This window comes from Corynebacterium coyleae, from assembly GCF_030408635.1.
GTDB classification, from domain to species: domain Bacteria; phylum Actinomycetota; class Actinomycetes; order Mycobacteriales; family Mycobacteriaceae; genus Corynebacterium; species Corynebacterium coyleae.
The window spans coordinates 1,463,263-1,487,215 of sequence record NZ_CP047198.1 but is presented as its reverse complement, the minus strand read 5'-3'; the positions used below and the strand labels follow the sequence as shown (position 1 = coordinate 1,487,215).

Genomic DNA, 23,953 nt, shown 5'->3' with positions numbered 1-23,953 from the left:
GCTTTGTCGCGTGAAAATTTAGTCCAGGTAGTCGCGCAACACCTGGGAGCGCGACGGGTGACGCAACTTCGACATCGTCTTCGACTCGATCTGGCGGATACGTTCACGCGTGACGCCGTAGACCTGACCAATCTCATCTAAGGTGCGCGGCATGCCATCGCTCAAGCCGAAGCGCAGGCGAACGACGCCAGCCTCACGTTCGGTGAGCGTGTGCAGAACGTCTTGCAGCTGATCCTGTAGAAGCGTGAAGGACACGGCATCCACGGCAACGACTGCCTCGGAGTCTTCGATGAAGTCGCCGAGCTGGCTATCGCCCTCGTCACCAATCGTCTGGTCGAGCGAAATCGGCTCACGAGCGTACTGCTGGATCTCGAGGACCTTCTCCTCGGTGATATCCATTTCCTTTGCCAGTTCGAGCGGCGTTGGCTCGCGACCGAGGTCCTGCAGCAGCTCACGCTGAATGCGGCCAAGCTTGTTGATGACCTCGACCATGTGCACCGGAATACGAATGGTGCGGGCCTGGTCTGCCATAGCACGCGTAATTGCCTGGCGGATCCACCACGTGGCATAGGTGGAGAACTTGTAGCCCTTGGAATAGTCGAACTTCTCAACGGCACGGATGAGGCCAAGGTTTCCTTCCTGAATCAGATCCAGGAATGCCATCCCGCGACCGGTGTAACGCTTGGCCAGCGACACGACGAGACGCAAGTTCGCCTCGAGCAGATGGTTCTTTGCCTTACGGCCATCACGAGCAACCGCGCGGAGATCACGCTTTACCGCAGGCGTGAGCTTTGCATCCTTGTCGCCTTCTGCAGCAGCACGTGCCATCTCGTCGAGACGGTGCTGTGCGTAGAGTCCTGCCTCGATGCGCTTCGCAAGAGAGACCTCTTGCTCTGCATCGAGAAGTGCAACCTTGCCGATTTGCTTGAGGTAGGCACGAACAGAGTCCGCGGATGCGGTCAGCTGAGCATCCTTGCGTGCTTGGCGCAGGGCAGCGGATTCTTCAATGTCCCAGACAGAAGAACCGTCGTCCTCTTCTTCCTCGTCATCTTCGTCTTCGGTCTCGTCGGCGTCGTCCATGGCACCGTCGAGATCTTCGTCGAACGCGTCGTCCTCATCGTCGCCCATGTCCGGGTCGTAATCCTCGGCATCGGTCGGATCCAAGGACTCGTCGTCCGCGCTTGTTGCCTCGAGATCCTCGGTCTCGGCTTCGTCCGCCTTCGCTGCAGCGGTTTGAGCAGCCTTTGTGGTGCGCTTCGCCGCAGACTTACGGACAGTTTTCTTCGCGGACTTCTTTACCGTCTTCTTGGCTGTCTTTTTCGCGGTTTTCTTCGCAGTCTTTTTAGCAGTCTTTTTCGCGGTTTTCTTCACTGCTTTTTTGGCTGCTTTCTTCACCGTCTTCTTGGCAGGCTTCGAGTCGGTACCGGAACCGTTGCTCTCGCCACCGTTTGACGGATCCACAGGCTCGCCATGAACGGTGTTGTTGCTTGAAGCTTCGCTGGCTACCACGTACGCCCTTTCGACTCATCAGACTATCTCGGGGCCGGGACCTCGCAAGAGGTTCGGCCCACAACCACTGCGATGTGCACTTCATCGTTGTGAAGTGCAGTTGGTGCAGTGTTTGCTACCACTGGAAAACCAGGGTACGCAAGCACATAAAAATTTTCAGAACGCCCATCCTAGCAAGCAGGTGAACGTTCCATTTTTATGTGCCTACTGCACGTATGGGCGCGTAGCCCGAATATGCAGAATGTCAACACCCTACAGGATTTACCTATGAGGTGAGCCAGCGACATGACCGGCACCGGCCTTGGCAGCGCCCACGATGCCTGCTCGATTCAGTAACTTGGCCACAACTACTGGAGTGTTGACGTTCAGCAGTGGAACCCACTGGTCACTGTTTTCCGAAACACCGCCGCCAACGATGATGACATCCGGGTTGAGGAGTCGTTCGTATTCGCAAAGAACAGTTTCCACGCGCTTGGCCCAATCGGCGTAAGAAAGGCCTTCCCTCGTGCGCACGGCGGATGACGCAAGGTGTTCGGCCTCCGTGTCGTCGATAAGCAGATGCCCGAGCTCGCTATTGGCAAAGAGCTGACCGTTAGCTAGAAGCGCTGAGCCGATACCCGTGCCAAACGTCAGAAACAAGGCAGAGCCGCGCTGTGCTTCGGGGCTTCCGAAAGACACCTCCGCAAGCCCGGCTGCGTCGGCATCGTTGAGCACAGTGACATCGTGGTGCCCCAGCACGGTAGAGAAGGGCTCAACTACATCCGTGCCCACCCAGGTCGCGTCAATATTCGCCGCAGTGCGAGCAATGTTGCGGACAATCACGCTCGGAAGCGCAATCCCAACCGGGCCTGACCATGCTGCTTGACGCGTTAGCTGCGCGACCGCCTCTGCAATAGCGTCAGGGGTCGCCGGTTGTGGCGTAGGCACCTCAAGTCTTTCACCGTGAAATTCGCCACTGTGAAGGTCGACAACCGCAGCCTTCAGGGAGGAGCCTCCAACGTCAACTCCAAAGCCGAACCGGGATGAAGGGGAAACTGAGCGCGACACGTGCGACTCGTTGTGTGGTTGAGGTGAGGTCATGTGCGCAGTGTACAAACTTGCACCCTTGTGCGGATGATGTCGAAAAAATGAGTTTCTACCAGCAAAGATGACAGAAGCATGGACGTGCTTTAGTATTCCGCTCAAATGTCGCGTGTAGAGGCGCGATCAAGCACGACGTTGAGCTGGAGGAACATCAAGCATGGCCACCGATTACGATGCGCCGCGCCGCCGCATGGACGACGACATCGAAACCGACTCCCTCGAAGGCCTGAAGGCAGCAGAGGTTGCAGGCAGCAGCATGGACGATGATGGGGAAATCGTTGAGCCTGTCGAGCCCCCGACGCAGGACCTCTCGGGTGAGGAACTCAATGTTGAGGTCAAGCCACGCCAGGAAGACGAATTCACCTGCGCGTCCTGCTTCTTGGTGCAAAAGAACAAGCGCCTCGCCTATGTCGAGGACGACGGCTCCAAGATCTGCCTCGACTGCGAGTAATTAGTGTCAGGCGGCGCAAGCCGTTATCCGCTCCTCGTGGGGATTAGGAGCGGTCCTTAAGGCCCGGAACGAATGCATCAAGCACGGCTTCCGGGTCTTTTGCTGAAATAAGCCAATACGGCGTCGGATCCTCAGGGTCATCGAGCACGAGAAGAACATGCTCGGGCACCCACGACCGCGTGATGAGGAACGCTGCCGGATCGAGTTGCCTACCCAAAGCATTCTGGCGGGCGGAAGCCGGCACAACCGTCGCGCGGTCCACGACCGTACTGGGCAAGTTCGCATCCCCGGCGAGCAACCAGCGGGTCCCGTCAGGGTCCTGCTCAACGGTTAGGGTGTAGCGCGACAGCCATACTAAAAACCAGACCGCCAACGCGCCTGCGACAACAAAGCCGCCGACAAACCACCACATGTTGCGGTTCAGTGCGAGCTCGCCTGCGAGGAGCAGCGTCAGGCCTGCAACTGCAGCCCACCAGTACCAAGGCACCCATTGGCGTTCGGTATACAGCACTTTCGCTGCATCCGGAGCGGAAGTGTCGGAAGGATTCACTGGGTTCGTAGTCACCCCTCATACCTTAGGCATTGATATCGGAGGAACCCAGCTGCCGTATGGTTGGCAGCGTGGAAGAGCAACAATCAATCGCGCGTATCGACGACACCATCGGCCCAATCGCAGTCAAGCGACTTGACCCTGATTTGCCCTTGCCTCACCGGGCTCACCCGGAAGATGCCGGAGCTGACCTTTACTCCGCAGAGGATGTGACGCTCCAGCCAGGTGAGCGAGCGCTTATTGGCACAGGAATTGCGATTGCGCTTCCTGTAGGCACAGTGGGATTGATTCACCCGCGTTCCGGGCTCGCAGCAAAGCAGGGCTTGAGCATTGTAAATACTCCCGGAACCGTCGATGCAGGGTACCGGGGCGAGCTCAAGGTGTGCCTCATTAACACCGACCGGTCTGAGCCGATTGTCATCACACGTGGAATGCGTATCGCACAACTCGTCGTGCAACGTGTGGAACTGGCAAGCTTTCAAGAAGTAGACGAGCTCGATGAGACGGTCCGAGGCGCTGGCGGCTACGGATCGACTGGCACGAACTAACTCTGTGTCGCTCTGGGGGCTACAGTCTTTAGCGACGAAAACGTACTGAGAATTTAGAGGAGGTACCTGCAATGGCAATCTGGCCGTTCAGGAGGAAGAAGAAGGCCGAAACAACCCCGGAACCGCAGAAGGTTGTAGAGGAGTCAACCGCGGCACCGGCAGCGTCCGAGGCTGAGGCGCCCGAATCGGTTGCTGATACCCAGTCGGCATCTGCTACGGCAGATGCGCAGGTAGAGGCGCCGGAGCTTCGTGTGGCAGAAGGCGTGCAGGTCCTTACAGATTATGACCCGATCAATGGCTCCACGGGTCCGTTCGATGGCGATAACGTCAACATTGATGACTTTGACTTTTCGGACTTCTCCCAGGCCACGCTGAACCTCGGATCCATCCGGATTCCACTGCCGAAGGAATCCCAGGTCCAGGTGGAGATGGGCGAGCAGGGCCCCAAGATGGTTCACATCGTCACCCGCTTCGGCCGCCTGACCCCGGTGGCGTTTGCTGCTCCGCGAACCGGTGGTTTGTGGGAGGAATCTTCCGACGAGATCATCGAAGGTATGCGTTCTGAGGGTATGCCCGTCGAAATTGAACAGGGGCCCTGGGGTCAAGAGATCGTAGGAACCGGCACTAACGGCGTCATTCGAATCATCGGTGTGGAGGGGCCGCGCTGGCTCTACCGCGTGACACTTGCTGCTCCGTCCGGTTCGGAAGACCAGCTTGCGCAACTTGGTCGTGAAACGGTCGCGCGCTCGTTTGTTTACCGTGGCGACGACCCGATTCTTGCTGGAAACTCTCTCCCCGTTGTGCTTCCTGAGCAGCTGGCAAAGCAGGTGCAAGAGGCTGTGGAGGCGCGTGCTCAGCAGGCTCAGGGCGCTCAGGAAGCCCCCGCGGAGGGTAACCCGAACGTGCTGAGCGACGCGTTGCAGAAGATCATCGCTCAAAATGTCGAAGGCCAAAAGCAGCTCCGCGAATTCCGTGAGGCGCAGCGCGCTCAGCGCCAAGCCGGACGCGGTAAGTCCGAGTAGCTGTGACTGACGAGATTACTGCCGGCCTCGTGCTGAAGTTGTCTGTGAGGGCAATGGCGCACGGGGGAGAAGGCATCGCCGACGCCCCAGACGGGCGCGTCGTTTTCATCGCGGGCGCAATTCCCGGCGACACGGTTGAAGCGCGACTGACCCGTGTGAAAAAACGCTGGGCACGTGCAGAGCTTGTCAAAGTAGTGGATCCATCGCCTCACCGGGTCAGATCGGCTTGTCCTGCGGCAGCAGCAGGTGCGGGGTGCTGCGACTTCGCGCACATTGACCCGGCGGTACAGGTATCGCTCAAACGCGACGTTCTTCTTGGCCAACTCGGTGCGCTTGCGAGCAAGAGTGGTGTTGTCGAGGCGGATGTCGTCGAGAAGCAATTGCGGGTTGTGGAGCTTGAACCCAGAACTGGTTGGCGCACCCGTGTCCGCATGGGTGTTGATCCGCAAGGACGAGCCGGAATGCGTGCACTGAAATCGTCAGACGTTGTCGGTGGTGTCGTGTGTAGTCAGGTCGCGCCGCAAGTGCTCGACGGCATCATTGGCGACGACGCGGCTCGATACACGCCCGGCAGTGAGATTGTGGCGGTCGTGGATTCCCGCGGGAAACGTCACGTTGTGGAAACACAGTCGGCGCAGCGTGGCCGACGCGTTGAGCGTATTCACAAGGTGCTTGAAGGCCCGGGGTTGGTCACCGAGGTGGTAGACGGTCACGAGTTTTCCTTTCCCCCTACAGCATTTTGGCAAGCGCACCTCAACGCGGCGCAAACCTATAGCGACCTCATTAAAGAATGGGGAAGCGACAACTACACGCACCGTAACGGATGGGATCTGTACGGAGGCGTCGGTGCATTTGTGCCTGCGATCAATGAGGCAATCGGCGGCGGCAGGATCGACAGCGTTGATTACTCCGCTTCGGCGACGGCGAACCCACAGCCAGTGGAAGACGAGTTTGATGTGCATCGCCACAATGCGAAGGTGGAAGTTGGAATCAGCGAGCTTCCGGCTCCGGGACTTGTTGTCTTAGATCCTCCCCGGTCAGGGGCAGGGCGTGATGTCGTCGACAAGATTGCGCAAGCGGCTCCAGAACGCATCATTCACATCGGTTGTGATCCAGCAACCTTTGCGCGCGACCTCGCAGGCTTTGGCGCGCACGGATTTAGAGTCGAGCACATCGCTCTTATCGATGCTTTTCCCAATACTCACCATTTTGAGGTCATGGCATCACTTGTGCCTGACCACAATGGTGGTGCGGAGGAATAGGGTCAACCAATTTCGGAGTGTAAGCTGACCAGAACCGATTCCGCACTACGCAACGTGCGGAAACCATACGGGAACACTGCAGATGCGGACCGCATCGCGGCGAAAAACCTGAAGGAGAGCGACAGGATAGTGGGACTGCTCGAGCATATTGAGACACCGGCAGACGTGCAGAAGCTCGCGCCGAGCCAGCTCAACGCGCTCGCGGACGAGATCCGGCAGCTGCTCATCCAGAAAGTGTCAGCAACCGGAGGACACCTCGGACCGAACCTCGGCGTTGTTGAGCTGACACTGGCGCTGCATTACGTTTTCGATTCCCCGAACGACCCGATCATCTTTGACACGTCGCATCAGTCGTATGTGCACAAGATTTTGACTGGACGTGCGAACCAGTTCGATTCCTTGCGCAAGAAGGGCGGTCTTTCTGGGTACACGTCGCGATCTGAATCAGAACACGACTGGACCGAATCTTCCCACGCCAGCGCCTCGCTGTCCTATGCGGACGGTCTTGCCAAAGCGAAGGAACTCACCGGTAATTCGGACGATCACGTCATCGCAGTTGTCGGTGACGGAGCGCTCACAGGTGGCATGTGTTGGGAAGCACTCAACAACATCGCGGCCGGAAACCGCAACGTTGTCATCGTGGTTAACGACAACGGCCGTTCGTACTCTCCGACGATTGGCGGGCTGGCCAATAACCTGACCAAGCTCCGTGACCAGCTAGCCGCTATTCGGATCCAGCCTGGCTACGACGAGGTCATGGAGTCTGGGAAAAAGACCCTCAAATCTATGGGGTGGGTCGGAGAGAAGACCTTTGATGCATTGCATGCGCTCAAGGAAGGCGTGAAGTATCAGGTTCTTCCAACCGAAATGTTCCCGGACCTTGGTATGAAATATGTCGGTCCGGTCGAGGGGCATGATCTCAAAGCACTGCTCAACGCCTTTAAGTATGCCAAGCGCTACGAGGGGCCGTTGATCGTGCATGTTGTCACTGAGAAAGGCCACGGTTTCGCCCCGGCAGTCAATGACGTAGCCGACCAGATGCACTCTACCGGCGTGATCGACCCTGTAACAGGAAAAGCACTGGCCACCTCTAAGCCAGGTTGGACCGCAGCTTTCACCGAAGAGCTGCTTCGCGCAGGCCACGAACGCGATGACATCGTTGCGATCACTGCGGCAATGGCGGGGCCAACCGGTCTGCAGCCATTTGGTGAGCAGTTCCCAGACAGGTTCTTCGATGTGGGGATTGCGGAACAGCACGCAGTGACGTCTGCCGCTGGTATGGCACTCGGTGGATTGCACCCGGTTGTGGCGATTTACTCGACCTTCCTCAATCGTGCTTTTGACCAGTTGCTTATGGATGCAGGTTTGCTCCACCAGCCGGTTACGTTAGTGCTGGACCGTGCAGGCGTAACTGGCTCCGACGGCGCAAGCCATAACGGTGTTTGGGATATGGCGATCGCATCGATTGTCCCGGGTGTCCGTATCGCCGCACCTCGAGACACTCAGTCGTTGCGCGAAGAGTTCAGGGAGGCCCTTCTTGTCGACGACGCCCCGACGATCGTACGGTTCCCGAAGGGCTCTGCCGGCCCGACGATCCCGGCACTGCGAAACGTCGGCGGTATAGATATCCTCGCCGAACCCAAAGGTGATGGCAGCGATTCAGAAATCGACGTGCTACTCGTTGCCGTCGGCGCATTTGGTCAGGCCGCGCTCGAGATTGCAGATGCGCTTGTCGACGACGGTATCCGCGTAACTGTTGTCGATCCCCGTTGGATCATTCCGGTCAACGCCGCGCTGTGTGACCTGGCTGTCGAAGCTGACATGGTTGTGGTCTATGAAGACGGCATCATTCGAGGCGGCGTCGGATCTGCTATCGCTGAGGCGTTTTCGGCAGCAGAGGTGGACACACCGCTACGCCAACTCGCGTTTCCGGATGTGTTCCCCCTGCACGGGTCCCGCGACGAAATCCTCGAGGAGTATGGACTCGATGCGGAGTCTGCCGCCCTGCAGATTAGAGAGTGGGCACAGCGACTCGCTGACAGCGAGTAAGGCGCTATTGAGCGCGCTTCCTGCGACGGCGACGTGCTGCAGCTCGCCCAGATGACGGGGTTTTGCCCTGCGGGATTCCTGCTGCTTTCGCTTCAGCTTGGGCCCGTGCGAGCAGCGGTGCCGTAAGGGCGATCTGCCATGGGCGTGCCCCAGCACGCTTCAGTTGCATAGCAGCAGCGTCAGTGCTCCATACGGCGTCGGAGTCTGGGGCGGTCCACATAACTTGTCGCAGCACTGCAGAAGAGAGCAGCATATCTGGACGGATGTTTTGTTGCGCCGCCACTTCAGAGACGTACTTTCGCGCCGACTGCAATGCGTGCCAGGAACGTGGGTAGTCGTGTTCCCACACAATTTTTGCGGGAGGGTCAGTCGGTGCAGGCTGCGCGGGGGTTGGCCATTGTTCGGGGTCCTCAGCGAGCGCCTGTTCGACGAGACTAAACCAGAATTTGGCTTTCGTTGTATTGAGCGATCGGTAGCGCAGGCAGTTTCGTAGTTCCCATGGGGAGGATGGCACAGTACGAGCGATGGTGACGATTGATTCGCTCGAGAGCATGTGACCGGGAGAGATGTCTTCTTTTCGGCAATGTTCGTCGCGGGCGGTCCACAGCGTTTTAGCGAGCTGCAGGCTCCTGGCGGAGCGTAGCCCTGACACTCCCTTCATGTCACGCCATGTCTCATTAAAGGGTGCGTTGTCCGGTCCGAGCTCGTTGACAATCCGCTCAAACTCCTGCTCGGCGAACGAAAGCTTGCCTTCGTTGTCCAATTGCTCGGCGAGAGCCTCTGCGAGATCGTGGAGGTGTGCGACATCTAACGCGGCGTATTCTTGCCACGTTGGTGGCAGAGGTGTGGTGGACCAGTCCTCGTGGCCGTGACCTTTTTTAAGTTCTACTCCCACGAAGTGCTGCACCATCGCCGCCAAATTTGGCCTATTAAACCCTGCGAAGCGGGATGCGAGTTCTGTATCAAAGATTGTGCCTGGGTAGAGACCGAGCATTGCGAGCGACTTAAGATCATCGACGGCAGCGTGGATAATCCAGTCCTCACCGTTGATGACGGGAGCGAGGGCATCATGAAGCGCGTCTCGGTTGCCTTCCGGGGCGAACAGGTACGTATCGGTATCTCGTCGATAAATCTGCACGAGAAACGCTCGGTCGTCATAACGAAATGACGCTGCGCGCTCGGTATCGATGGCGTAAGCGCCTCGACCTTCTGCCAATGCCGCCGCTGCGCGAGAGAATTGCTCGGGAGTTTCTACGAGGTGGTACTGCACCTGGGATGTCATGTTGCGTAAGTATGCCCTAGCGTGCGTTGAGCTGTGTCACACCCTCTGGTGGAAGCCCGGCAACATGGGCCAAAACCTTGGAAAAAGCCTCGACGTGGCTCTTCAAGTCGATCCCCTCAGCAGTCCAGGAGGCGCGCATCTCCAACTGGTATGCGCGGGGAGGTCCACCGATCTCACCGAAGCGTACTGATGCGGTCGACGTAACCGTGCCGCCAAGATTGGTGAACCCAGCACTGGTCTCCGCGAGCGATTCATTGAGCCACTGCCAAGCGACGTCAGGTAGCAACGGGTCTGACGCCACAGCATCATCCATGTCCGCTTGGATATAGGCCACCAGCCGCATGGTGCCCTCCCAGGCCTCCTCGGCGGCAGGGGAGTGCAGCAGGATTAGTCGGCCGAAAGCATCGCCTTCTGAATCGACCGGGATGTTGTCACCGTCCTCGTTCGGGTGAACGACTTCGAGCCCCACAGCATGGCTAAACGGTGCAGGTCGCTGCGGCGGTCGAATGGTCCCGAGGGAAATCTCAGGACGCAGCTGGGCTGCATGCATTGACTCGACGGCCTTAGAAAAATCCGCCGGCCAGTTCTCGTTCGCGCCTTCCCCGAGCGTATCCGCACTATGTGTGGAGGTCTGGTGGGTGGTGTCCGGATTCATCACACGCATAAAGGTATAGACCCGTTGCGTGTGGTGGGGGAGGCGCGCCGACATATCGTCGAGACGCAATGTGCGACAGCGTAGACTCATTACGACTTTAGTTTGATCTGCCGTATCGGCAGGGAAGGAGCGTCATCATGGCCAAGCTTGACTTTGCGAAACTCAACGCCACGCAGCGTTATCTGCAGTTTGCAGTGTTCCGTGCAATTCCCGGTGCTCTTGGGACGGAACGTACTCGTATCATCGAAGAAGCGCAGGCTTTCTTCCGCAAGCTTGAAGAAGAGGGCGTCGTTGTTGTTCGTGGCATCTACGACAACACCGGCATTCGTGCTGATGCAGACTTCATGATCTGGTGGCACGCAGAAGAGTTTTCCGACCTACAAAAGGCACTGGCTGATTTCCGACGTGAGACTGCGTTCGGTCAGCTCGTTGAGGTGAGCTGGCTTGGCAACGGTTTGCACCGTCCTGCAGAGTTCAACAAGTCCCACCTGCCGAGTTTCATTATGGGGGAGGAACCGGGTGACTGGATCACGGTCTACCCCTTCGTTCGCTCGTATGACTGGTACATCATGGACCCCCAGAAGCGTCGCCGAATTCTTTCTGAACACGGCCAAGCCGCCCGCGACTTTGCGGACGTGCGCGCGAACACCGTCGAGGCGTTTACGCTCGGCGACTACGAGTGGATGCTGGCATTTGAGGCGCCAACGCTCGAGCGCATTGAGGCCCTGATGAAGACGATGCGCTACACCGAGGCCCGCCTGCACGTGCGCGAGGAGGTTCCGTTCCAGACCGGACGTCGCGTCAGCGACATCGCGGAGATCATCAACATCCTGCCGTAGGCCGGATGAGGCCCTAGGCCTCTTCCAGCGTCAGGCTAATGGAGTTGATGCAGTAACGCAGGTCGGTGGGGGTGTCAAAACCCTCGCCGGCAAACACGTGGCCGAGATGAGAGCCACAGTTCGCGCAGAGTACTTCCGTACGGATCATTCCGTGAGAGCGGTCTTCGCGCTCAATAATCCGATCGCCCGCCAGTGGGGAAAAGAATGCTGGCCACCCGCAGTGTGCGTCGAACTTTTCTGAGGACCGAAACAGTTCCTCACCACATGCTCTACAACGGTAGACACCTTCAGTGGTGGTGTTGGTGTATTCGCCCACACCGGGTGCCTCGGTGCCGGCCTCCCGCAGGACCCGAAACTCTTCAGGGCTAAGTTTTTCTCGCCACTGTGCTTCGGTGAAGTCCTTGTAATTTGGTTTGGATTCGCTCATTGTCGCGTCCTCTCCTTTTGTGGCGCCGATGTGATTTGAGTAGACCATACCCACGATGCCACCGCGACAATAAACACGGCCCATCCAAATGTGGGAAGAAAAGTGTTCAGCCACCGTCCAAGCAGTATCGCGTCAGGCGTAACCCAACTCAGTGGCGCGAGACATAAAACGGCGCCCAGCCACGTTGGCCAAGTGTGAAGGGGGCTGGCGCGGTGAAACACAGTAAACAGGGCGGGGAAGAGCATCATCGAGTAGTACGCCTGTCCGAGTGAGGACAGTAGGCATACGCCTGCGAGCAGGACGCCGGTGCTCAAGGTCAGCCAAAGCCATTCGTCGCTATAACGCCAGCGGGCTAAACCAATGATCGCCGCCGCAACAGCAGATGCAGCGACGACAAAGAGGATGGTGTGCGCCCAGGCAGGCATACCGAAATAGACGGCAAAACCTGCGAGCGAAGAGTTGGCATAGTCGCGTGTGATGCCTAGATACGGCACAACAACGTCGATGTAGTCGCGAGCACCTGGAGTCAGCGGCCAGGCAATGACGTTGAGGAATACAGGTACGGCGACACCGCTAGCAACGACCTTCCACCGCATTTTCATCAGTGGCAGTACGAGAAGCGGAGCGAACATTGGCTTGACGACGACCGCCAGCCCGAGCACGATACCCGCACCGACATCACGCCTAGCGAGAAACAACGCGATAAACGCAGTCAGGGCGAGAAGCAGTACGCCGTTGATGTTCGAAAACACCAAGGTATTTGTCACGGCTTCCGTCATAAATGCAAGGGCTAATGCGATTGGAAGCACCGGGTGAGACATGCGGAAGCCCGCTAGCCGCGTAAGCCATGTGACTGCAGCAATAATGCAAAGCGCGTTGAACAGGATGAAAAATGGCCTCGCGCTTTCCATACTTGGAAGCATCCCAAGAGGAGAAAGTAGCAGCGTAGCACCCGGGTTATAGAGGTAGTGCGGGTCAACGTGCTCGTAAATCTCGTTGTACACAGGTACTCGGTCGACGAAGCGGCGTGCCGCCGACCAGACCGTAGTGAAGTCGTCGGTCACCGATCCGGTGCGTGCGAGGACAAAAAGCCTGTGCACGATCAAGATGACTGCCAGTGGCCAAGCCAAAGCACCTGCGCCTCGAAGCGTGGAGGTTGGTACCTCCGCGTGGGAACGCGTCGCGACGGGCGCTGGGGCGACCCAAAAATCATGGAGGCGAGTTTGCAACATCACGGGTGATACCGTACCGGCTCGATTAGCCTTTTCGGTCCCGCACCCTTCGGTAACGGCAAAACAGCAGGGAATCGCTTGTTGCTTTAACCGACTCGAGAACAAAGGGGATGTTGCGATCGTCGTCACTGTGCCCGAACAACCTCACTTCAGAAGGCTGCAGCACTGCGTGAGGGCTGATGGTGTAATGAAATACGTCTACCGCGTCTTCATTCAGCATCTGGGTGTTGAGCTGTGGACCTCCCTCGCAAACGATGCGGGACATACCGTGCATGTGCAGCGCTTCAATTGCTGTTCGCATGGAGTCATCTACGAGCGGGAGGATGCTGCCACCAGCCTCGGTGATGTCATGTGCGCGAGCAGCAACCTCAGGGGTATCGAGCATATCCTGGGGGACGGCGAATATCGGCGCTGCGAGACTATTGGAGAAGAGCTGCGAGGACGTATCAAAACCGAGGCTGCGGCTTAACACCACAATCGGAGGTGCGACAGACTGCCCGTTTTCCTTCCGTTGTTGCTGTTTCTCTGGCGAGACTCGCGCACCGAAGTAGTCTTCCTTTCGTACCGTTTCCGCACCAACGAGCACTGCATCAGACCACACGCGAAGGGCGTTGAGCAATGCGAAATCGGTCGCATTTCCCAAGCCGGCAGATGCTCCCTCGATTGCGGCAACCCCGGTGAGCGAAGCAATACCAATCAAGCGTGTCTCGCACTCCCCAGGTGGAAGAACCGGCCCAATCAATACCTGCGTGTCGATCGAGTCGGGAAGCTGGTCTGAGGTGTTGGGGGTAAGCATCGTCGTTAATTGTAAAGCGGTTTTGTTTCTGGCCTCGTGGTTTTGGAACGTGGTGGGTTGAAGCTGATCAGCTTCGGTGAAAGCGTGAGCTGATGCGTGCTCCCGTAAGCGCCAAACCAGCGCAGGTGAGCACGCCGAGCGCCATCGCAGCGGCTGGGTTTGGGCCGAGCGCAACAAGTGGTGGAACGAGTCCACCGATAATGAATTGGAAGAACCCCATGACACCGGTTCCGGCTCCGGTACCGATGTCTCGCACTTCCTCGATAGCGAGAGCGGAAGCATTCGCCATGATGAATCCCGCCATCGCGGAGAGGATTGCGATAAAAGGAATCATTGCGGTGCTTGGACCCAAAATGGAAAATGCGAGGAGTATCGCACCCACTGTGAGATCAACTCCGAGTGCGACGGTAAGGAGCGCGCGCGGCTGGTGCCGCTTGAGCAGCCGCATGTTGAGCGTGTTGCTCAGTGGAATGAGCAACGCGATGCTCCCGAAGACGAGAGAGAATGTGGTTGGGCTCAGACCGAGCTGCAATTGGAGGACTAGGGGAGAAGCCGCGATGTAGGAAAAGAGCGTGCCAAAGCCCAAACCTGCAGCCACCATGTATCCAGTGAACGCGGGACGTTGTAGACAGCGCCCCATCCGCGGAAACATCTGGCGCAAGGTGCCACTTGTCCGCTTGTGGGAGGGCAGCGTCTCGGGAACGAGCCACAAAGCGACAACGAGCTGCGCAAGATTGACTGCAGCGATTGTCCAAAAAACGCCGCGCCAGGTGAATGCGGGAATGATGAGGCCACCAAGCACCGGGGCGATTGCAGGCATAAACCCGGAGATCGCCATGAGCGCTGAAAGTCCGCGCGCGGCTTGTTTTCCGTGAGCAATGTCGGGGACGACAGCACGAGCAACGACGATCGCGCATCCACCTGCGAGGCCTTGGAAGAAGCGGGCGCAAATGAGGAATGCGATGGAATCGGCTAGCGCGCAAGCCACCGAGGCAACAAGGGCAACGGCGGAAGCCACAATAATGACAGGCTTTCGTCCAGTCCCGTCGGAAATCGCCCCAAACAAGAGATTGCCAAGGGCCATACCGAGCATGAACCCGGTAATGGTCATCTGGGCAAATGAGTGTGACGTCGACAAACTCGTCGCAAGCTCTGGCATGCCCGGGAGGTACATGTCGATGCCCAGGGGGCCAGAGGCGGTAAACAAAGCCAGCGCGGCGAGGAGGCCACCAGAAAGTTTCTGCACGCCGGTAGGATAGCCGCTCCGGATTTTGGTGAAGCGATGCCTATTGAAGTCTCATGACCATTGCAGTGAGCGAGAACAGCAGAGGCAACAATCGGGGGAGCTGCACACACAGATTCGCTAATAGGTTGGGAACAGGCATAGCGTGGTTATCATGCAGTTGCCAAAGTACGGTCCGGCGTGGGCCGGTGCCTTGATGGGCACTTCAATTGCCTCCACCTTGTCTGGTTTGCATGGCTTTCGTCTCTGCCAGATCGCGTTCGCCCTGTGTGCCGCTGTGTTGCTTGCGGTTTTTACGGTGGGCGCTCGACATGAGCCTCCTCGCCACCAAAATATGGCGGCGTGGGGCATGTACACGATGGGGCTACTGTCTTGCGGCTCAGCGTGGACCGCGCTGACCGGTAACGATGGATTCCAGTTGGCCAGTTGGTGGATCGGTGCACCGCTTTCCGCACTAGTGTGTTTGTGGCAGCTTTGGGCGTTTTGGAAGCGACCGAGCCTCTATAGAAAACCTGCGTTTCCCTGGGGCCTTGCGTTGGTCACGCCAATGGTGGCCGCAACGTCTGGAGGGCAGCTATCCGATGAGCATGGAGCGCTCTACCACTATGTCGGTGTGGTGTGTTTCTGGCTCACGTTGACAACAGCAATTCCGCTGTTTGCCTATTGCTTTTGGTCATTCATGCGCCACCGTTACCACCCAAGTGGCGCAGCCGCAGGTACAGCCTGGATCCCACTAGGCGTCGTCGGGCAATCGACTGCCGCTTCAACAGTGCTTTTCGACGCCCACCTCTACGGCATTGTCATGTTCGTGATCGGAGTGCCGTGTTCCTTGTTTGCAGTGTATTGCTTCTACCAGGCGGTAGTGGCAATTTCGCCCTACGGTCCGGGGTGGTGGGGTGCCACATTCCCGGTGGGAACGCTGTGCTTAGGCGCTTGGTACCAGGGGTGGTCCCAATTATCCTTTGCGCTGTTGATTCTGCTTCTTGTGCACTGGAGCATTTGCGCGGTACGTTTCTGGGCTTGGCAATTGCAGCGCCTATAGAAAAGGGGATAAAAGAAAGACTGCCTACCGAAACGATAGACAGTCTTTTTTGGAGCGGATGACGAGACTCGAACTCGCGACCCTCACCTTGGCAAGGTGATGCGCTACCAACTGCGCTACATCCGCATCTTGTATTCAGTTGACGAGGGGAAGACCCTCTGTGCGCGATACTGGGATCGAACCAGTGACCCCTACCGTGTCGAGGTAGTGCTCTACCGCTGAGCTAATCGCGCTTGGCTGGTGACAGCTTGGAGGTGGATACGGGAATCGAACCCGTGTACACGGTTTTGCAGACCGTTGCCTAACCACTCGACCAATCCACCGTGGAGTTACCTCCAAAGTATTCGGGAACTCCGAAGTACTTGGAGCGGATGACGAGACTCGAACTCGCGACCCTCACCTTGGCAAGGTGATGCGCTACCAACTGCGCTACATCCGCATCTTGTATTCAGTTGACGAGGGGGAGACCCTCTGTGCGCAATACTGGGATCGAACCAGTGACCCCTACCGTGTCGAGGTAGTGCTCTACCGCTGAGCTAATCGCGCCCACGTTCCTTGATGGAACTGGAGCGGATGACGAGACTCGAACTCGCGACCCTCACCTTGGCAAGGTGATGCGCTACCAACTGCGCTACATCCGCATGCTCTCCGCGCTTACCGCGCTGATTGCGAGAACAAACCTTATCCTCATTCACCGCTTGTATCCAAATCGGCAGTTCACGGCACTTGGTGCGGGTTGGTTAATGAGGTTTCAGCGATGTAATTCTCGGGAGCCGCACGCGATTCAAGGTGTCAAACTAAGCAGGGGAAGGCTCTCTTGGGGAAAGTGGTTGTGGCCTGCGGATTCGTCCGTGGCGCTCCATCCGTGTAATCTAGCAACTCGTTCGGTCCTATGGCTCAGTGGAAGAGCGTTCCGTTCACACCGGAAAGGTCGCTGGTTCGATCCCAGCTAGGACCACAACGCAAACCGTCAGGAAACTGACGGTTTTTCTTTTTCTTCAGGCAGTCAGGCTGGGGCCTGCGATTCCTAGCTGCCAATATTGGGGGTTTTGTGCCAGTGTGGGAACTATTCGGCCGTTTTAGGCGACTACTCATTTCGAGTGCGAAAATTACGCACTCAATAGTTTGAACAAGGAGACGAAATGCCCAAACCTGCACATTGCAGGCAAGTTGCACGAGTGGGCGGTATTGCTGCCGCGGCGTTGGCAACTGCTCTGGTTACCTCGGCTCCCGCGGTTGCGCATGACGTTGTTATCGGATCCAACCCCGAAAACAAGTCTGTGGTGCAGGACTTTCCTGAGCGGATCGAGCTGGAGTTTTCTGGCGAGCCCAAGGAAGGTTTCAATACCGTCGCCATCTCACGTACGGAGAATGGAAGCACGGATGTGCTGTTCACCGGCGAACCGGTAATTGAGGGCCGAAACGTCACACTCGACCTTCCGCCAGATCTGCAGCCGGAGGCCGGAGACTACAAAGTTGGCTTCCAAATCGTCTCGTCCGACGGACACGCAACTAAGGGCATGACCTCGTTTAGCTATCAGCCAGATGGCGCTGGCTCGCAATCGCAACAGGATTCGACCGCTACTAACGCTGCAGAAACGAATGAAAACTCAAGCGTTTCTGCTCTCTGGCTGCTTGCTCTTGGCACCATCGTGCTTGCGGTCATCGCGGTGTTGGCCGTGACGAATCGTTCGAAGAAGAGCAAGACCATAACTGATGACGTGCGCAAAGGCGCGCAGTAAGGAAACTTGATGAAGAATCGTTTGATGGCCACGGCAGTTGTCGCTGCTTTCGCTTTGACCCCGGCGCTGACCGCCTGCTCTAGCGACTCTAATGAGGCGGCAACCGACACAGCTACCTCGTCCGCTGCAACGTCGGCAAGTGAGACTGCCACGGATGCTGCCGCCACCTCGGACGTTGAACTCGTCGATGGCACTGTGCGTGCAAAGGCTGCCAAGGACGCAGAAAATGGCAGTGATATGACGGCGATCTTTGGCACCTTGAAAAATGGCACGGATGAAGACATCCACGTGATTGGCTTCACTACCTCGCTGGGTGAAGCCATGTACGAAATCCACGAGGTAGTGGATGGCGTCATGCAGGAGAAGGAGGGCGGCATCGTCATTCCGGCCGGTGGCACTTACGAGCTGAAGCCGGGCGGTGACCACTTCATGGTGATGGGCTACCCGGATGAGATTCCTGCTGGAGACACCGTTGATGTCACGCTGCTGACTGAGGGTGGCACCACCATTGATATTCCGGAAGTAGCCGTCCGTACCATGCTGCCGGGCGATGAGGACTACGGCGAGGATGGCCAGGTCATGGACCACAGCCAGCACAAGCACGGCGACGATGCAGCGCATGGCGAACACGCCGAGCACAGCGAAACCGCTGAGCACAAGCACTAGGAGGAGCGAATTCAATGGTTGAGCCACAGCGTGGCGGAGTTTCCCGCCGGGTGTTTCTGGCCGGTGCGGCTGGGGTGGCGGGGGTTGCGTCATCAAGCATGGCGCTCGTTGCGTGTAGCGGTGAGGATGATCGCGAAACTGCATCACGGGCACTTACCGAATCAACTATCGCATTCGATGGCGCTCATCAGGCAGGCATCCAAACGACTACACAAGCGAATCTCAACCTCGTTGGGTTCAACCTCAAAGACGGCGTGGAGGCCGATGGAATCCGCCGTCTAATGCGGTTGTGGACGGAAGATGCGCGAGAGCTCGTCTCCGGCCGCAACCCTTTGTCAAGCCTTGAGCCAGAAATGGTAGACAGGCCAGCAAACCTCACAATCACATGCGGCTTGGGCGAGCGAATCTTTGACGTCGCCGCCCCCAAAAGTAAGCCGGCGTGGCTGCACGACATTGAGCCGATGCCACGGGAGAAACTCGTTCCAGAGTGGGGACAAACCGATATCGTTCTCCAGATCTGCTCGGATGACCCGATGGTGTGTGCATGGGTAATGCGCCACATGACCCGCGCAGGGATGGACTACGTAAAAACTGCGTGGGTGCAGCAAGGGTTCATGAACGCCTACGGCAATATTCCGAAAGGCCAAACCCCGCGCAACCTCTTCGGTCAAGTCGATGGAACCGTCAACCCACATTCGGACGATGAATTCGCGGAGCAGGTGTTTCACGAGGACGGCTCTTCCTCACTGGTAGTGCGCCGGATCGCGATGGATCTCGACGATTGGGAGCGGCTCGACCGGGCTTCACGCGAGGAGTCTGTCGGCCGCAGGTTGAGCGACGGTGCCCCGCTCACTGGCGACAGCGAATTCGACAAACCAGATCTCGATGCAATTGATGAATACGGTCTGCCCGTCATTGACAGGAACTCGCACATGGCGCGAGCAATGCCGCCGAAGGACCATCCGGAGCAGCGTTTCTTACGCAGACCGTACAACTACAACCTTCCGCCGGATCCGAACTCGAAAGGTCTCTCAAATGCAGGCTTGGTCTTTCTGACTTTTCAGAAGGACCCGGATACCCAGTTCACTCCGGTGCTTCGCCGCCTGCTGGAGATGGATCGCCTTAACGAATGGACGACTCACATTGGTTCCGCGGTGTACTGGGTGCCACCGGGCACTGTGGAGCCGGGTAGTGGTAACTCCGGTGATACGTACTGGGGCGAAGCCGTACTTTCCGGCACTCGGGGGTAGAATCCCTATCGACCGGCGTGCGTCTGCGCCGTCGGGACAGTGAACAGCACGATGGGGTTGCGTCCAGGTATGACGCAGCCCAATGACGCGCAAAGGAGCGCACGACACCTATGTCAAACGAAGCAGTAGTCGAGTTTGCAACGTTCGAGGTCCCCGCAGGCACCGCCGTGGGTGCAGCGATGCGGGAGTTGAACCTGCCAAACAAGGGCGACGACGCCGTCGTTTGCGTCTTGGATGCAGAGGGCGAACTCAAAGATCTTTCCCACGTGCCGGAGCAAACCGCCACGTTCACTCCTGTCCCGGCAAACACTGAGCTTGGTCGCTCGGTTATCCGCCACTCCTGTGCGCACGTACTTGCACAGGCTGTTCAGGCGGAGTTCCCGGGAACCAAGCTGGGCATTGGCCCTGCGATTGAAGACGGCTTTTACTACGACTTTGATGTCGCCGAGCCGTTTACGCCTGAAGATCTGAAAACGCTTGAACGGCGTATGAAGAAGATCATCAAGCAAGGCCAGAAGTTTGTCCGCGGTGTCTACGCATCCGTGGAGGAAGCAGCCGAGGATCTCAAGGATGAGCCGTACAAGCTCGAACTGATCAACGACAAGGGCAACGTCGACCCAGATTCTGACGAAGCTACTGAAATCGGTGCAGGCGAGCTGACCCACTACGACAACGTCAATCCCCGCACGGGCGAGGTGGAGTGGCATGACCTTTGCCGTGGCCCGCACGTTCCAACGACGAAGTACATCCCGGCATTCGCACTGACCCGTTCGTCCGCTGCCTACTGGCGAGGCGACCAGGACAATGCTGGTCTGCAGCGTGTCTACGGCACTGCGTGGGAGTCGAAGGAAGAGCTCGACGAGTACATGACCATGCTCGAGGAGGCTGAGAAGCGCGATCACCGCCGTCTTGGCAATGAGCTGGATTTGTTCTCCTTCCCAGACGAGGTCGGTTCTGGTCTTCCGGTATTCCACCCGGACGGTGGCATCGTGCGTATGACCATGGAGCAGCACTCGCGTGAGCGTCACGTGGCAGCCGGCTACTCCTTCGTCAACACTCCGCACGTGACCAAGGGTGACCTTTTCACGAAGTCTGGTCACCTGGATTGGTACGCGGACGGCATGTTCCCGCCGATGAAGCTCGACGGTGAGGTTGACGCCGACGGCAACGTGACTAAGCAGCCGGTGGACTACTACGCCAAGCCGATGAACTGCCCGATGCACAACCTGATCTTCGACTCTCGTGGTCGTTCCTACCGCGAACTTCCGCTGCGTTTGTTCGAGTTCGGCACGGTGTACCGCTACGAAAAGTCTGGTGTGGTGCACGGTCTGACTCGTGCTCGTGGCTTTACCCAGGATGATGCTCACATCTACTGCACTGAGGAGCAGCTGGAAGAAGAGCTCACCAGCGTTCTGGAGTTCATCATCTCGCTGCTGCAGGACTACGGTCTGGATGACTTCTACCTCGAACTGTCCACGAAGGACCCGAAGAAATACATTGGCGACGACGACATCTGGGAGCGTTCCACGAGCATTCTCGAGTCGGTGGCGAAGAAGTCTGGCCTTGAGCTGGTTCCGGACCCTGCCGGCGCCGCTTTCTATGGCCCGAAGATTTCGGTGCAGGCACGCGACGCCATCGGTCGCACCTGGCAGATGTCGACCGTCCAGTTGGACTTCAACCTTCCTGAGCGCTTTGACCTGACCTACACCGCCTCTGACGGTTCGAAGAAGCGTCCGGTGATGATCCACCGTGCACTCTTCGGCTCGATCGAGCGTTTCTTCGGCGTGCTGCTCGAGCACTACGCGGGTGCGTTCCCGGCATGGCTGGCGCCACACCAGGTTGTGGGTATTCCGGTTGCTGATGCGTTTGCCGACCACCTTGATGGGGTCGTCGCAAAGCTGCGCGAGCGCGGTATTCGTGCAGAGGTTGACCACTCGGACGACCGCATGCAGAAGAAGATCCGTACGCACACCACGAACAAGATCCCGTTCATGCTGCTTGCGGGTGAGCGTGACGTTGATGCCAACGCTGTGAGCTTCCGCTTCCTTGATGGCACGCAGATCAACGGCGTGAATGTCGATGAGGCAGTGGAGATCATCGCGGACTGGATCGCGGCGAAACGTAACGATCAGCCGAGTGAGGCAAACGTTGCAGCCCAGCGGCAGTAATCATGGCGAGGACCCCTACATCGATACCGGTGTAGGGGCTCCTGACCGTCTTGTACGTCTGTGGGCGCCCTACCGGTCGAGTTACATTGCGTCGGCGCCGAGATCGTCGAAAAGCAATGACCCGTTTCTAGAGATACCGAAACTCAGCGACGAAGACGGATTGATTATTGCCCGTGGCACGCGTGTATACGCGGTGTTGAACCTGTATCCGTACAACGCCGGACATCTCATGGTTGTGCCGTATCGCAAGGTCGCGGAGCTTGAGGCGCTTGACGACGAAGAAACAACCGAACTGATGGCATTTGCCAAGCATGCGGTAAAGACGCTGAAGCATGTGTCGAACCCAGAGGCGATTAACGTCGGTTTGAACCTGGGCAAAGCGTCCGGAGGGTCGGTTGGAGATCACCTGCATCTGCATGTGGTTCCGCGCTGGTCCGGTGACTCGAATTTTATGACTGTGCTTTCCGGAACCAAGGTTCTGCCGCAGCTCCTGCGGGAGACTCGCGAGCTGCTGGCGCAGGGGTGGCGCGAGGTCGAACAGGGCGAGGGGAGAAGCCACGATGCTTAGTGTGCATGGGCGTAAACCGGCAGCTGTTGTCGTGGAACCGGTGGCGAAGGGCTTGTTGAAAGCCGGCGTCACGCCGAACATGATCACTCTTGCCGGCACGATTGCCACGATGCTGGCGATGATGGTTCTCATCCCGACGGATCATCTCGTGTGGGCAGCGGTGTTGAGCACGATTTTTGCAGCGTGTGACATGGTGGACGGCACCATGGCGCGATTACGTGGTGGTGGGACGGCTTTCGGCGCAACACTAGACGCCAGTTGTGACCGTCTCACGGACGGCGCCCTGTTTGGGTCGATCGCTATGTGGATGGTCTACGTTGCGGACTTGTCTGCGGCCCATGTTGCAGCCTGCCTAGCTGTGTTGGTCCTCTCGCAGGCGATCAGCTACATCAAGGCTCGCGCAGAAGCCGGCGGCATCAGCGTCGTCGGCGGCCTCATTGAACGGCCAGAGCGTTTGATCCTTGCTTTGGGCGGGCTAGCGCTCGAGGGGTTTGGGGTGCCGAACGCTGTCGTGGTGTCAATTTGGCTTCTGTTAGCAGGGTCGCTGTTTACCGTGGTGCAGCGGCTGGTCTTCGCCGCGCGAGACGATCAGGCGAACGCGAAGATGGCGCCACCAGCAGGGGCGTAGATGAGCGGCATTGGAATGCGTGTGTCTTCGGCGGGTTACATCGCCGGGTGGAAGATCGTCGGGGCGCTGCCGGAACGCATAACGCGTCCGTTAGCTGCTGCTGGTGCGGATTGGGTATCAAACGACGGCGCCGGAATGGACATGCTGCGCCGCAATCTCACACGCGTCGTCGGTGCAGAAAACGTCACCAAGGAGCTGGTGCGTGACAGCGTGCGTTCCTACGCAAGGTATTGGCTCGAAGCTTTCCAACTGCCTCGCATTGCGGATGATCCAAACTTGGATGAGCGACTCACTGCAGGTCTGGTTGGTAGGGAGTATTTGCAGGAGTCGATCGATGCTGGCAACGGGGTCGTACTGACTCTGCCGCATTCCGGGAATTGGGATATGGCGGGAATGTGGCTTGCAAAGCACTATGGAACGTTTACAACGGTTGCTGAGCGGCTCAGGCCTGAGAAGCTGTTTGATGCGTTCGTGGAGTATCGCGAAAGCCTGGGTTTCGAAGTACTTGCCCTCACCGGGGAGAAAACTCCTCCCTATGCAAGGCTCAAAGAGGTCCTCCAAGGCGGGGGCATCGTGTGTTTGATGGGCGAGCGCGACCTTGGGCGTCGAGGCGTGCCAGTGACATTTTTCGGCGAGGATACGACTTTTCCTGTAGGGCCAGCAAAGTTGGCATTGGAGACAGGCGCGAGCCTTCACACAGTGCATACGTGGTTTGCAGGTTCGCAGACGGATCCTCGCTGGGGGATGAGCGTTGCACCTGCGCTGAAAGTAACCACGCTTGAGCGAACGGTGCAGGCAATTGCAGACGAGTTCGCTGTCGCGATTGCCCACCACCCGCAGGATTGGCACATGCTGCAGCCGTTGTGGCCTGTCGATGTCCCGGTTCGCGGGAGGCGCTGGGCGCTCGACAACCGTTCAGACATCTCAAGGGAGACCTAGCC

The 23,953-nt window shown here is 58.0% G+C and carries 23 protein-coding genes and 7 tRNA genes; 15 read left to right on the top strand and 15 right to left on the bottom strand.

Features of this window, described 5'->3' with window-relative positions; translation table 11 throughout:
• Positions 1-18: 18 nt before the first annotated feature.
• Complete coding sequence (locus tag CCOY_RS07260; RefSeq protein ID WP_070422357.1) at positions 19-1,461, bottom strand: RNA polymerase sigma factor; 1,443 nt, start codon at positions 1,459-1,461, stop codon at positions 19-21.
• Between the two features lie 309 nt (positions 1,462-1,770).
• Entirely contained in the window at positions 1,771-2,589 is an 819-nt protein-coding gene (gene ppgK, locus CCOY_RS07255; protein WP_092102715.1) for a polyphosphate--glucose phosphotransferase, read from the bottom strand.
• A 160-nt stretch (positions 2,590-2,749) separates the two neighbouring features.
• Here ppgK and CCOY_RS07250 point away from each other — a divergent pair, with 160 nt between their 5' ends.
• Positions 2,750-3,043 (top strand): DUF4193 domain-containing protein, encoded by a 294-nt coding sequence (locus CCOY_RS07250; protein ID WP_070422359.1) that lies wholly within the window; start codon positions 2,750-2,752, stop codon positions 3,041-3,043.
• A gap of 43 nt (positions 3,044-3,086) precedes the next feature.
• Here the strand turns inward: CCOY_RS07250 and CCOY_RS07245 are convergent, their stop codons facing one another.
• Entirely contained in the window at positions 3,087-3,608 is a 522-nt protein-coding gene (locus CCOY_RS07245; RefSeq protein WP_070422360.1) for a DUF3093 domain-containing protein, read from the bottom strand.
• 56 nt (positions 3,609-3,664) lie between these two features.
• On the opposite strand from CCOY_RS07245, the gene dut reads away from it, so the two are divergent.
• From dut to dxs, 4 genes are all read left to right on the top strand, one after another.
• Positions 3,665-4,141, top strand: coding sequence for a dUTP diphosphatase (dut, locus tag CCOY_RS07240; RefSeq protein ID WP_224212648.1), 477 nt, complete (start codon positions 3,665-3,667; stop codon positions 4,139-4,141).
• A 71-nt stretch (positions 4,142-4,212) separates the two neighbouring features.
• The gene (locus tag CCOY_RS07235; protein ID WP_083279413.1) at positions 4,213-5,163 is read left to right on the top strand and encodes a DUF3710 domain-containing protein; all 951 of its coding nucleotides are present in this window, start codon (positions 4,213-4,215) and stop codon (positions 5,161-5,163) included.
• 2 nt (positions 5,164-5,165) lie between these two features.
• Positions 5,166-6,425 (top strand): class I SAM-dependent RNA methyltransferase, encoded by a 1,260-nt coding sequence (locus CCOY_RS07230; protein ID WP_244268736.1) that lies wholly within the window; start codon positions 5,166-5,168, stop codon positions 6,423-6,425.
• 129 nt (positions 6,426-6,554) lie between these two features.
• Positions 6,555-8,474, top strand: a complete 1,920-nt coding sequence (gene dxs, locus CCOY_RS07225; protein ID WP_092100101.1) for a 1-deoxy-D-xylulose-5-phosphate synthase — start codon at positions 6,555-6,557, stop codon at positions 8,472-8,474.
• Between the two features lie 4 nt (positions 8,475-8,478).
• On the opposite strand, the gene CCOY_RS07220 is transcribed toward dxs, so the two are convergent.
• Positions 8,479-9,756: an HRDC domain-containing protein gene (locus tag CCOY_RS07220; RefSeq protein ID WP_070820295.1), complete on the bottom strand. Its 1,278-nt coding sequence runs from the start codon at positions 9,754-9,756 to the stop codon at positions 8,479-8,481.
• A 16-nt stretch (positions 9,757-9,772) separates the two neighbouring features.
• On the bottom strand, positions 9,773-10,411 hold the full coding sequence (locus CCOY_RS07215) for a DUF3000 domain-containing protein (protein ID WP_373270687.1): 639 nt from the start codon (positions 10,409-10,411) through the stop codon (positions 9,773-9,775).
• Positions 10,412-10,545: 134 nt separating this feature from the next.
• Between CCOY_RS07215 and hemQ the strand changes: the two genes are divergently transcribed.
• The gene (gene hemQ, locus CCOY_RS07210) at positions 10,546-11,250 is read left to right on the top strand and encodes a hydrogen peroxide-dependent heme synthase (RefSeq protein ID WP_180950015.1); all 705 of its coding nucleotides are present in this window, start codon (positions 10,546-10,548) and stop codon (positions 11,248-11,250) included.
• A gap of 13 nt (positions 11,251-11,263) precedes the next feature.
• Here hemQ and msrB read toward each other — a convergent pair whose 3' ends face one another.
• The 4 genes from msrB to CCOY_RS07190 all read right to left on the bottom strand — a co-directional run bounded on the left by msrB (position 11,264) and on the right by CCOY_RS07190 (position 14,951).
• Positions 11,264-11,677 carry a peptide-methionine (R)-S-oxide reductase MsrB gene (gene msrB / locus CCOY_RS07205; RefSeq protein WP_070483781.1) on the bottom strand — a complete coding sequence of 138 codons (414 nt, stop codon included), beginning with the start codon at positions 11,675-11,677 and terminating at the stop codon, positions 11,264-11,266.
• Entirely contained in the window at positions 11,674-12,909 is a 1,236-nt protein-coding gene (locus CCOY_RS07200; RefSeq protein ID WP_070569919.1) for a glycosyltransferase family 87 protein, read from the bottom strand. Before CCOY_RS07200 ends, msrB begins: the two co-directional genes overlap by 4 nt.
• Positions 12,910-12,934: 25 nt before the next feature.
• On the bottom strand, positions 12,935-13,705 hold the full coding sequence (locus CCOY_RS07195) for a pyrimidine reductase family protein (protein WP_070614504.1): 771 nt from the start codon (positions 13,703-13,705) through the stop codon (positions 12,935-12,937).
• 67 nt (positions 13,706-13,772) lie between these two features.
• Positions 13,773-14,951: a multidrug effflux MFS transporter gene (locus CCOY_RS07190; RefSeq protein WP_070771382.1), complete on the bottom strand. Its 1,179-nt coding sequence runs from the start codon at positions 14,949-14,951 to the stop codon at positions 13,773-13,775.
• Between the two features lie 151 nt (positions 14,952-15,102).
• Between CCOY_RS07190 and CCOY_RS07185 the strand changes: the two genes are divergently transcribed.
• The gene (locus CCOY_RS07185) at positions 15,103-15,990 is read left to right on the top strand and encodes an SLAC1 family transporter (protein ID WP_092103116.1); all 888 of its coding nucleotides are present in this window, start codon (positions 15,103-15,105) and stop codon (positions 15,988-15,990) included.
• Positions 15,991-16,040: 50 nt separating this feature from the next.
• Here CCOY_RS07185 and CCOY_RS07180 read toward each other — a convergent pair.
• The 6 genes from CCOY_RS07180 to CCOY_RS07155 form a co-directional block, all read right to left on the bottom strand.
• Positions 16,041-16,116 (bottom strand) — tRNA-Gly (locus CCOY_RS07180).
• A gap of 35 nt (positions 16,117-16,151) precedes the next feature.
• Positions 16,152-16,223 (bottom strand) — tRNA-Val (locus tag CCOY_RS07175).
• A gap of 16 nt (positions 16,224-16,239) precedes the next feature.
• A tRNA-Cys gene (locus tag CCOY_RS07170) sits at positions 16,240-16,313 on the bottom strand.
• A gap of 40 nt (positions 16,314-16,353) precedes the next feature.
• A tRNA-Gly gene (locus CCOY_RS07165) sits at positions 16,354-16,429 on the bottom strand.
• 35 nt (positions 16,430-16,464) lie between these two features.
• A tRNA-Val gene (locus CCOY_RS07160) sits at positions 16,465-16,536 on the bottom strand.
• Between the two features lie 19 nt (positions 16,537-16,555).
• Positions 16,556-16,631 (bottom strand) — tRNA-Gly (locus CCOY_RS07155).
• 245 nt (positions 16,632-16,876) lie between these two features.
• Here CCOY_RS07155 and CCOY_RS07150 point away from each other — a divergent pair.
• The 8 genes from CCOY_RS07150 to CCOY_RS07115 all read left to right on the top strand — a co-directional run bounded on the left by CCOY_RS07150 (position 16,877) and on the right by CCOY_RS07115 (position 23,951).
• Positions 16,877-16,948: transfer RNA gene (locus CCOY_RS07150), tRNA-Val, on the top strand.
• Between the two features lie 184 nt (positions 16,949-17,132).
• Positions 17,133-17,732 (top strand): copper resistance CopC family protein, encoded by a 600-nt coding sequence (locus CCOY_RS07145; RefSeq protein ID WP_070423061.1) that lies wholly within the window; start codon positions 17,133-17,135, stop codon positions 17,730-17,732.
• Positions 17,733-17,741: 9 nt separating this feature from the next.
• Positions 17,742-18,398, top strand: a complete 657-nt coding sequence (locus CCOY_RS07140; protein WP_070484859.1) for a copper chaperone PCu(A)C — start codon at positions 17,742-17,744, stop codon at positions 18,396-18,398.
• A 14-nt stretch (positions 18,399-18,412) separates the two neighbouring features.
• The gene (locus tag CCOY_RS07135; protein WP_092102712.1) at positions 18,413-19,648 is read left to right on the top strand and encodes a Dyp-type peroxidase; all 1,236 of its coding nucleotides are present in this window, start codon (positions 18,413-18,415) and stop codon (positions 19,646-19,648) included.
• A gap of 110 nt (positions 19,649-19,758) precedes the next feature.
• Positions 19,759-21,816, top strand: a complete 2,058-nt coding sequence (thrS, locus tag CCOY_RS07130; RefSeq protein WP_092102709.1) for a threonine--tRNA ligase — start codon at positions 19,759-19,761, stop codon at positions 21,814-21,816.
• Positions 21,728-22,384 carry an ATP adenylyltransferase gene (locus tag CCOY_RS07125; protein ID WP_083284803.1) on the top strand — a complete coding sequence of 219 codons (657 nt, stop codon included), beginning with the start codon at positions 21,728-21,730 and terminating at the stop codon, positions 22,382-22,384. The genes thrS and CCOY_RS07125 overlap by 89 nt, the downstream gene beginning before the upstream one ends.
• Entirely contained in the window at positions 22,377-23,012 is a 636-nt protein-coding gene (pgsA, locus tag CCOY_RS07120; RefSeq protein WP_092102706.1) for a phosphatidylinositol phosphate synthase, read from the top strand. The genes CCOY_RS07125 and pgsA overlap by 8 nt, the downstream gene beginning before the upstream one ends.
• A complete protein-coding gene (locus tag CCOY_RS07115) occupies positions 23,013-23,951 on the top strand; it encodes a phosphatidylinositol mannoside acyltransferase (RefSeq protein WP_092102703.1) in 939 nt (312 codons plus the stop codon).
• The last annotated feature ends 2 nt before the right edge of the window (positions 23,952-23,953 follow it).

Bases quoted from the DNA above. Each gene is read 5' to 3' on its own strand.
- ppgK (WP_092102715.1), bottom strand. From the start codon at position 2,589: ATGACCTCACCTCAACCACACAACGAGTCGCACGTGTCGCGCTCAGTT.
- CCOY_RS07250 (WP_070422359.1), top strand. From the start codon at position 2,750: ATGGCCACCGATTACGATGCGCCGCGCCGCCGCATGGACGACGACATC.
- CCOY_RS07235 (WP_083279413.1), top strand. From the start codon at position 4,213: ATGGCAATCTGGCCGTTCAGGAGGAAGAAGAAGGCCGAAACAACCCCG.
- CCOY_RS07220 (WP_070820295.1), bottom strand. From the start codon at position 9,756: ATGACATCCCAGGTGCAGTACCACCTCGTAGAAACTCCCGAGCAATTC.
- CCOY_RS07215 (WP_373270687.1), bottom strand. From the start codon at position 10,411: ATGAATCCGGACACCACCCACCAGACCTCCACACATAGTGCGGATACG.
- msrB (WP_070483781.1), bottom strand. From the start codon at position 11,677: ATGAGCGAATCCAAACCAAATTACAAGGACTTCACCGAAGCACAGTGG.
- CCOY_RS07200 (WP_070569919.1), bottom strand. From the start codon at position 12,909: ATGTTGCAAACTCGCCTCCATGATTTTTGGGTCGCCCCAGCGCCCGTC.
- CCOY_RS07195 (WP_070614504.1), bottom strand. From the start codon at position 13,705: ATGCTTACCCCCAACACCTCAGACCAGCTTCCCGACTCGATCGACACG.
- CCOY_RS07185 (WP_092103116.1), top strand. From the start codon at position 15,103: ATGCAGTTGCCAAAGTACGGTCCGGCGTGGGCCGGTGCCTTGATGGGC.
- CCOY_RS07145 (WP_070423061.1), top strand. From the start codon at position 17,133: ATGCCCAAACCTGCACATTGCAGGCAAGTTGCACGAGTGGGCGGTATT.
- CCOY_RS07140 (WP_070484859.1), top strand. From the start codon at position 17,742: ATGAAGAATCGTTTGATGGCCACGGCAGTTGTCGCTGCTTTCGCTTTG.
- CCOY_RS07135 (WP_092102712.1), top strand. From the start codon at position 18,413: ATGGTTGAGCCACAGCGTGGCGGAGTTTCCCGCCGGGTGTTTCTGGCC.
- thrS (WP_092102709.1), top strand. From the start codon at position 19,759: ATGTCAAACGAAGCAGTAGTCGAGTTTGCAACGTTCGAGGTCCCCGCA.
- CCOY_RS07125 (WP_083284803.1), top strand. From the start codon at position 21,728: ATGAGGCAGTGGAGATCATCGCGGACTGGATCGCGGCGAAACGTAACG.
- pgsA (WP_092102706.1), top strand. From the start codon at position 22,377: ATGCTTAGTGTGCATGGGCGTAAACCGGCAGCTGTTGTCGTGGAACCG.
- CCOY_RS07115 (WP_092102703.1), top strand. From the start codon at position 23,013: ATGAGCGGCATTGGAATGCGTGTGTCTTCGGCGGGTTACATCGCCGGG.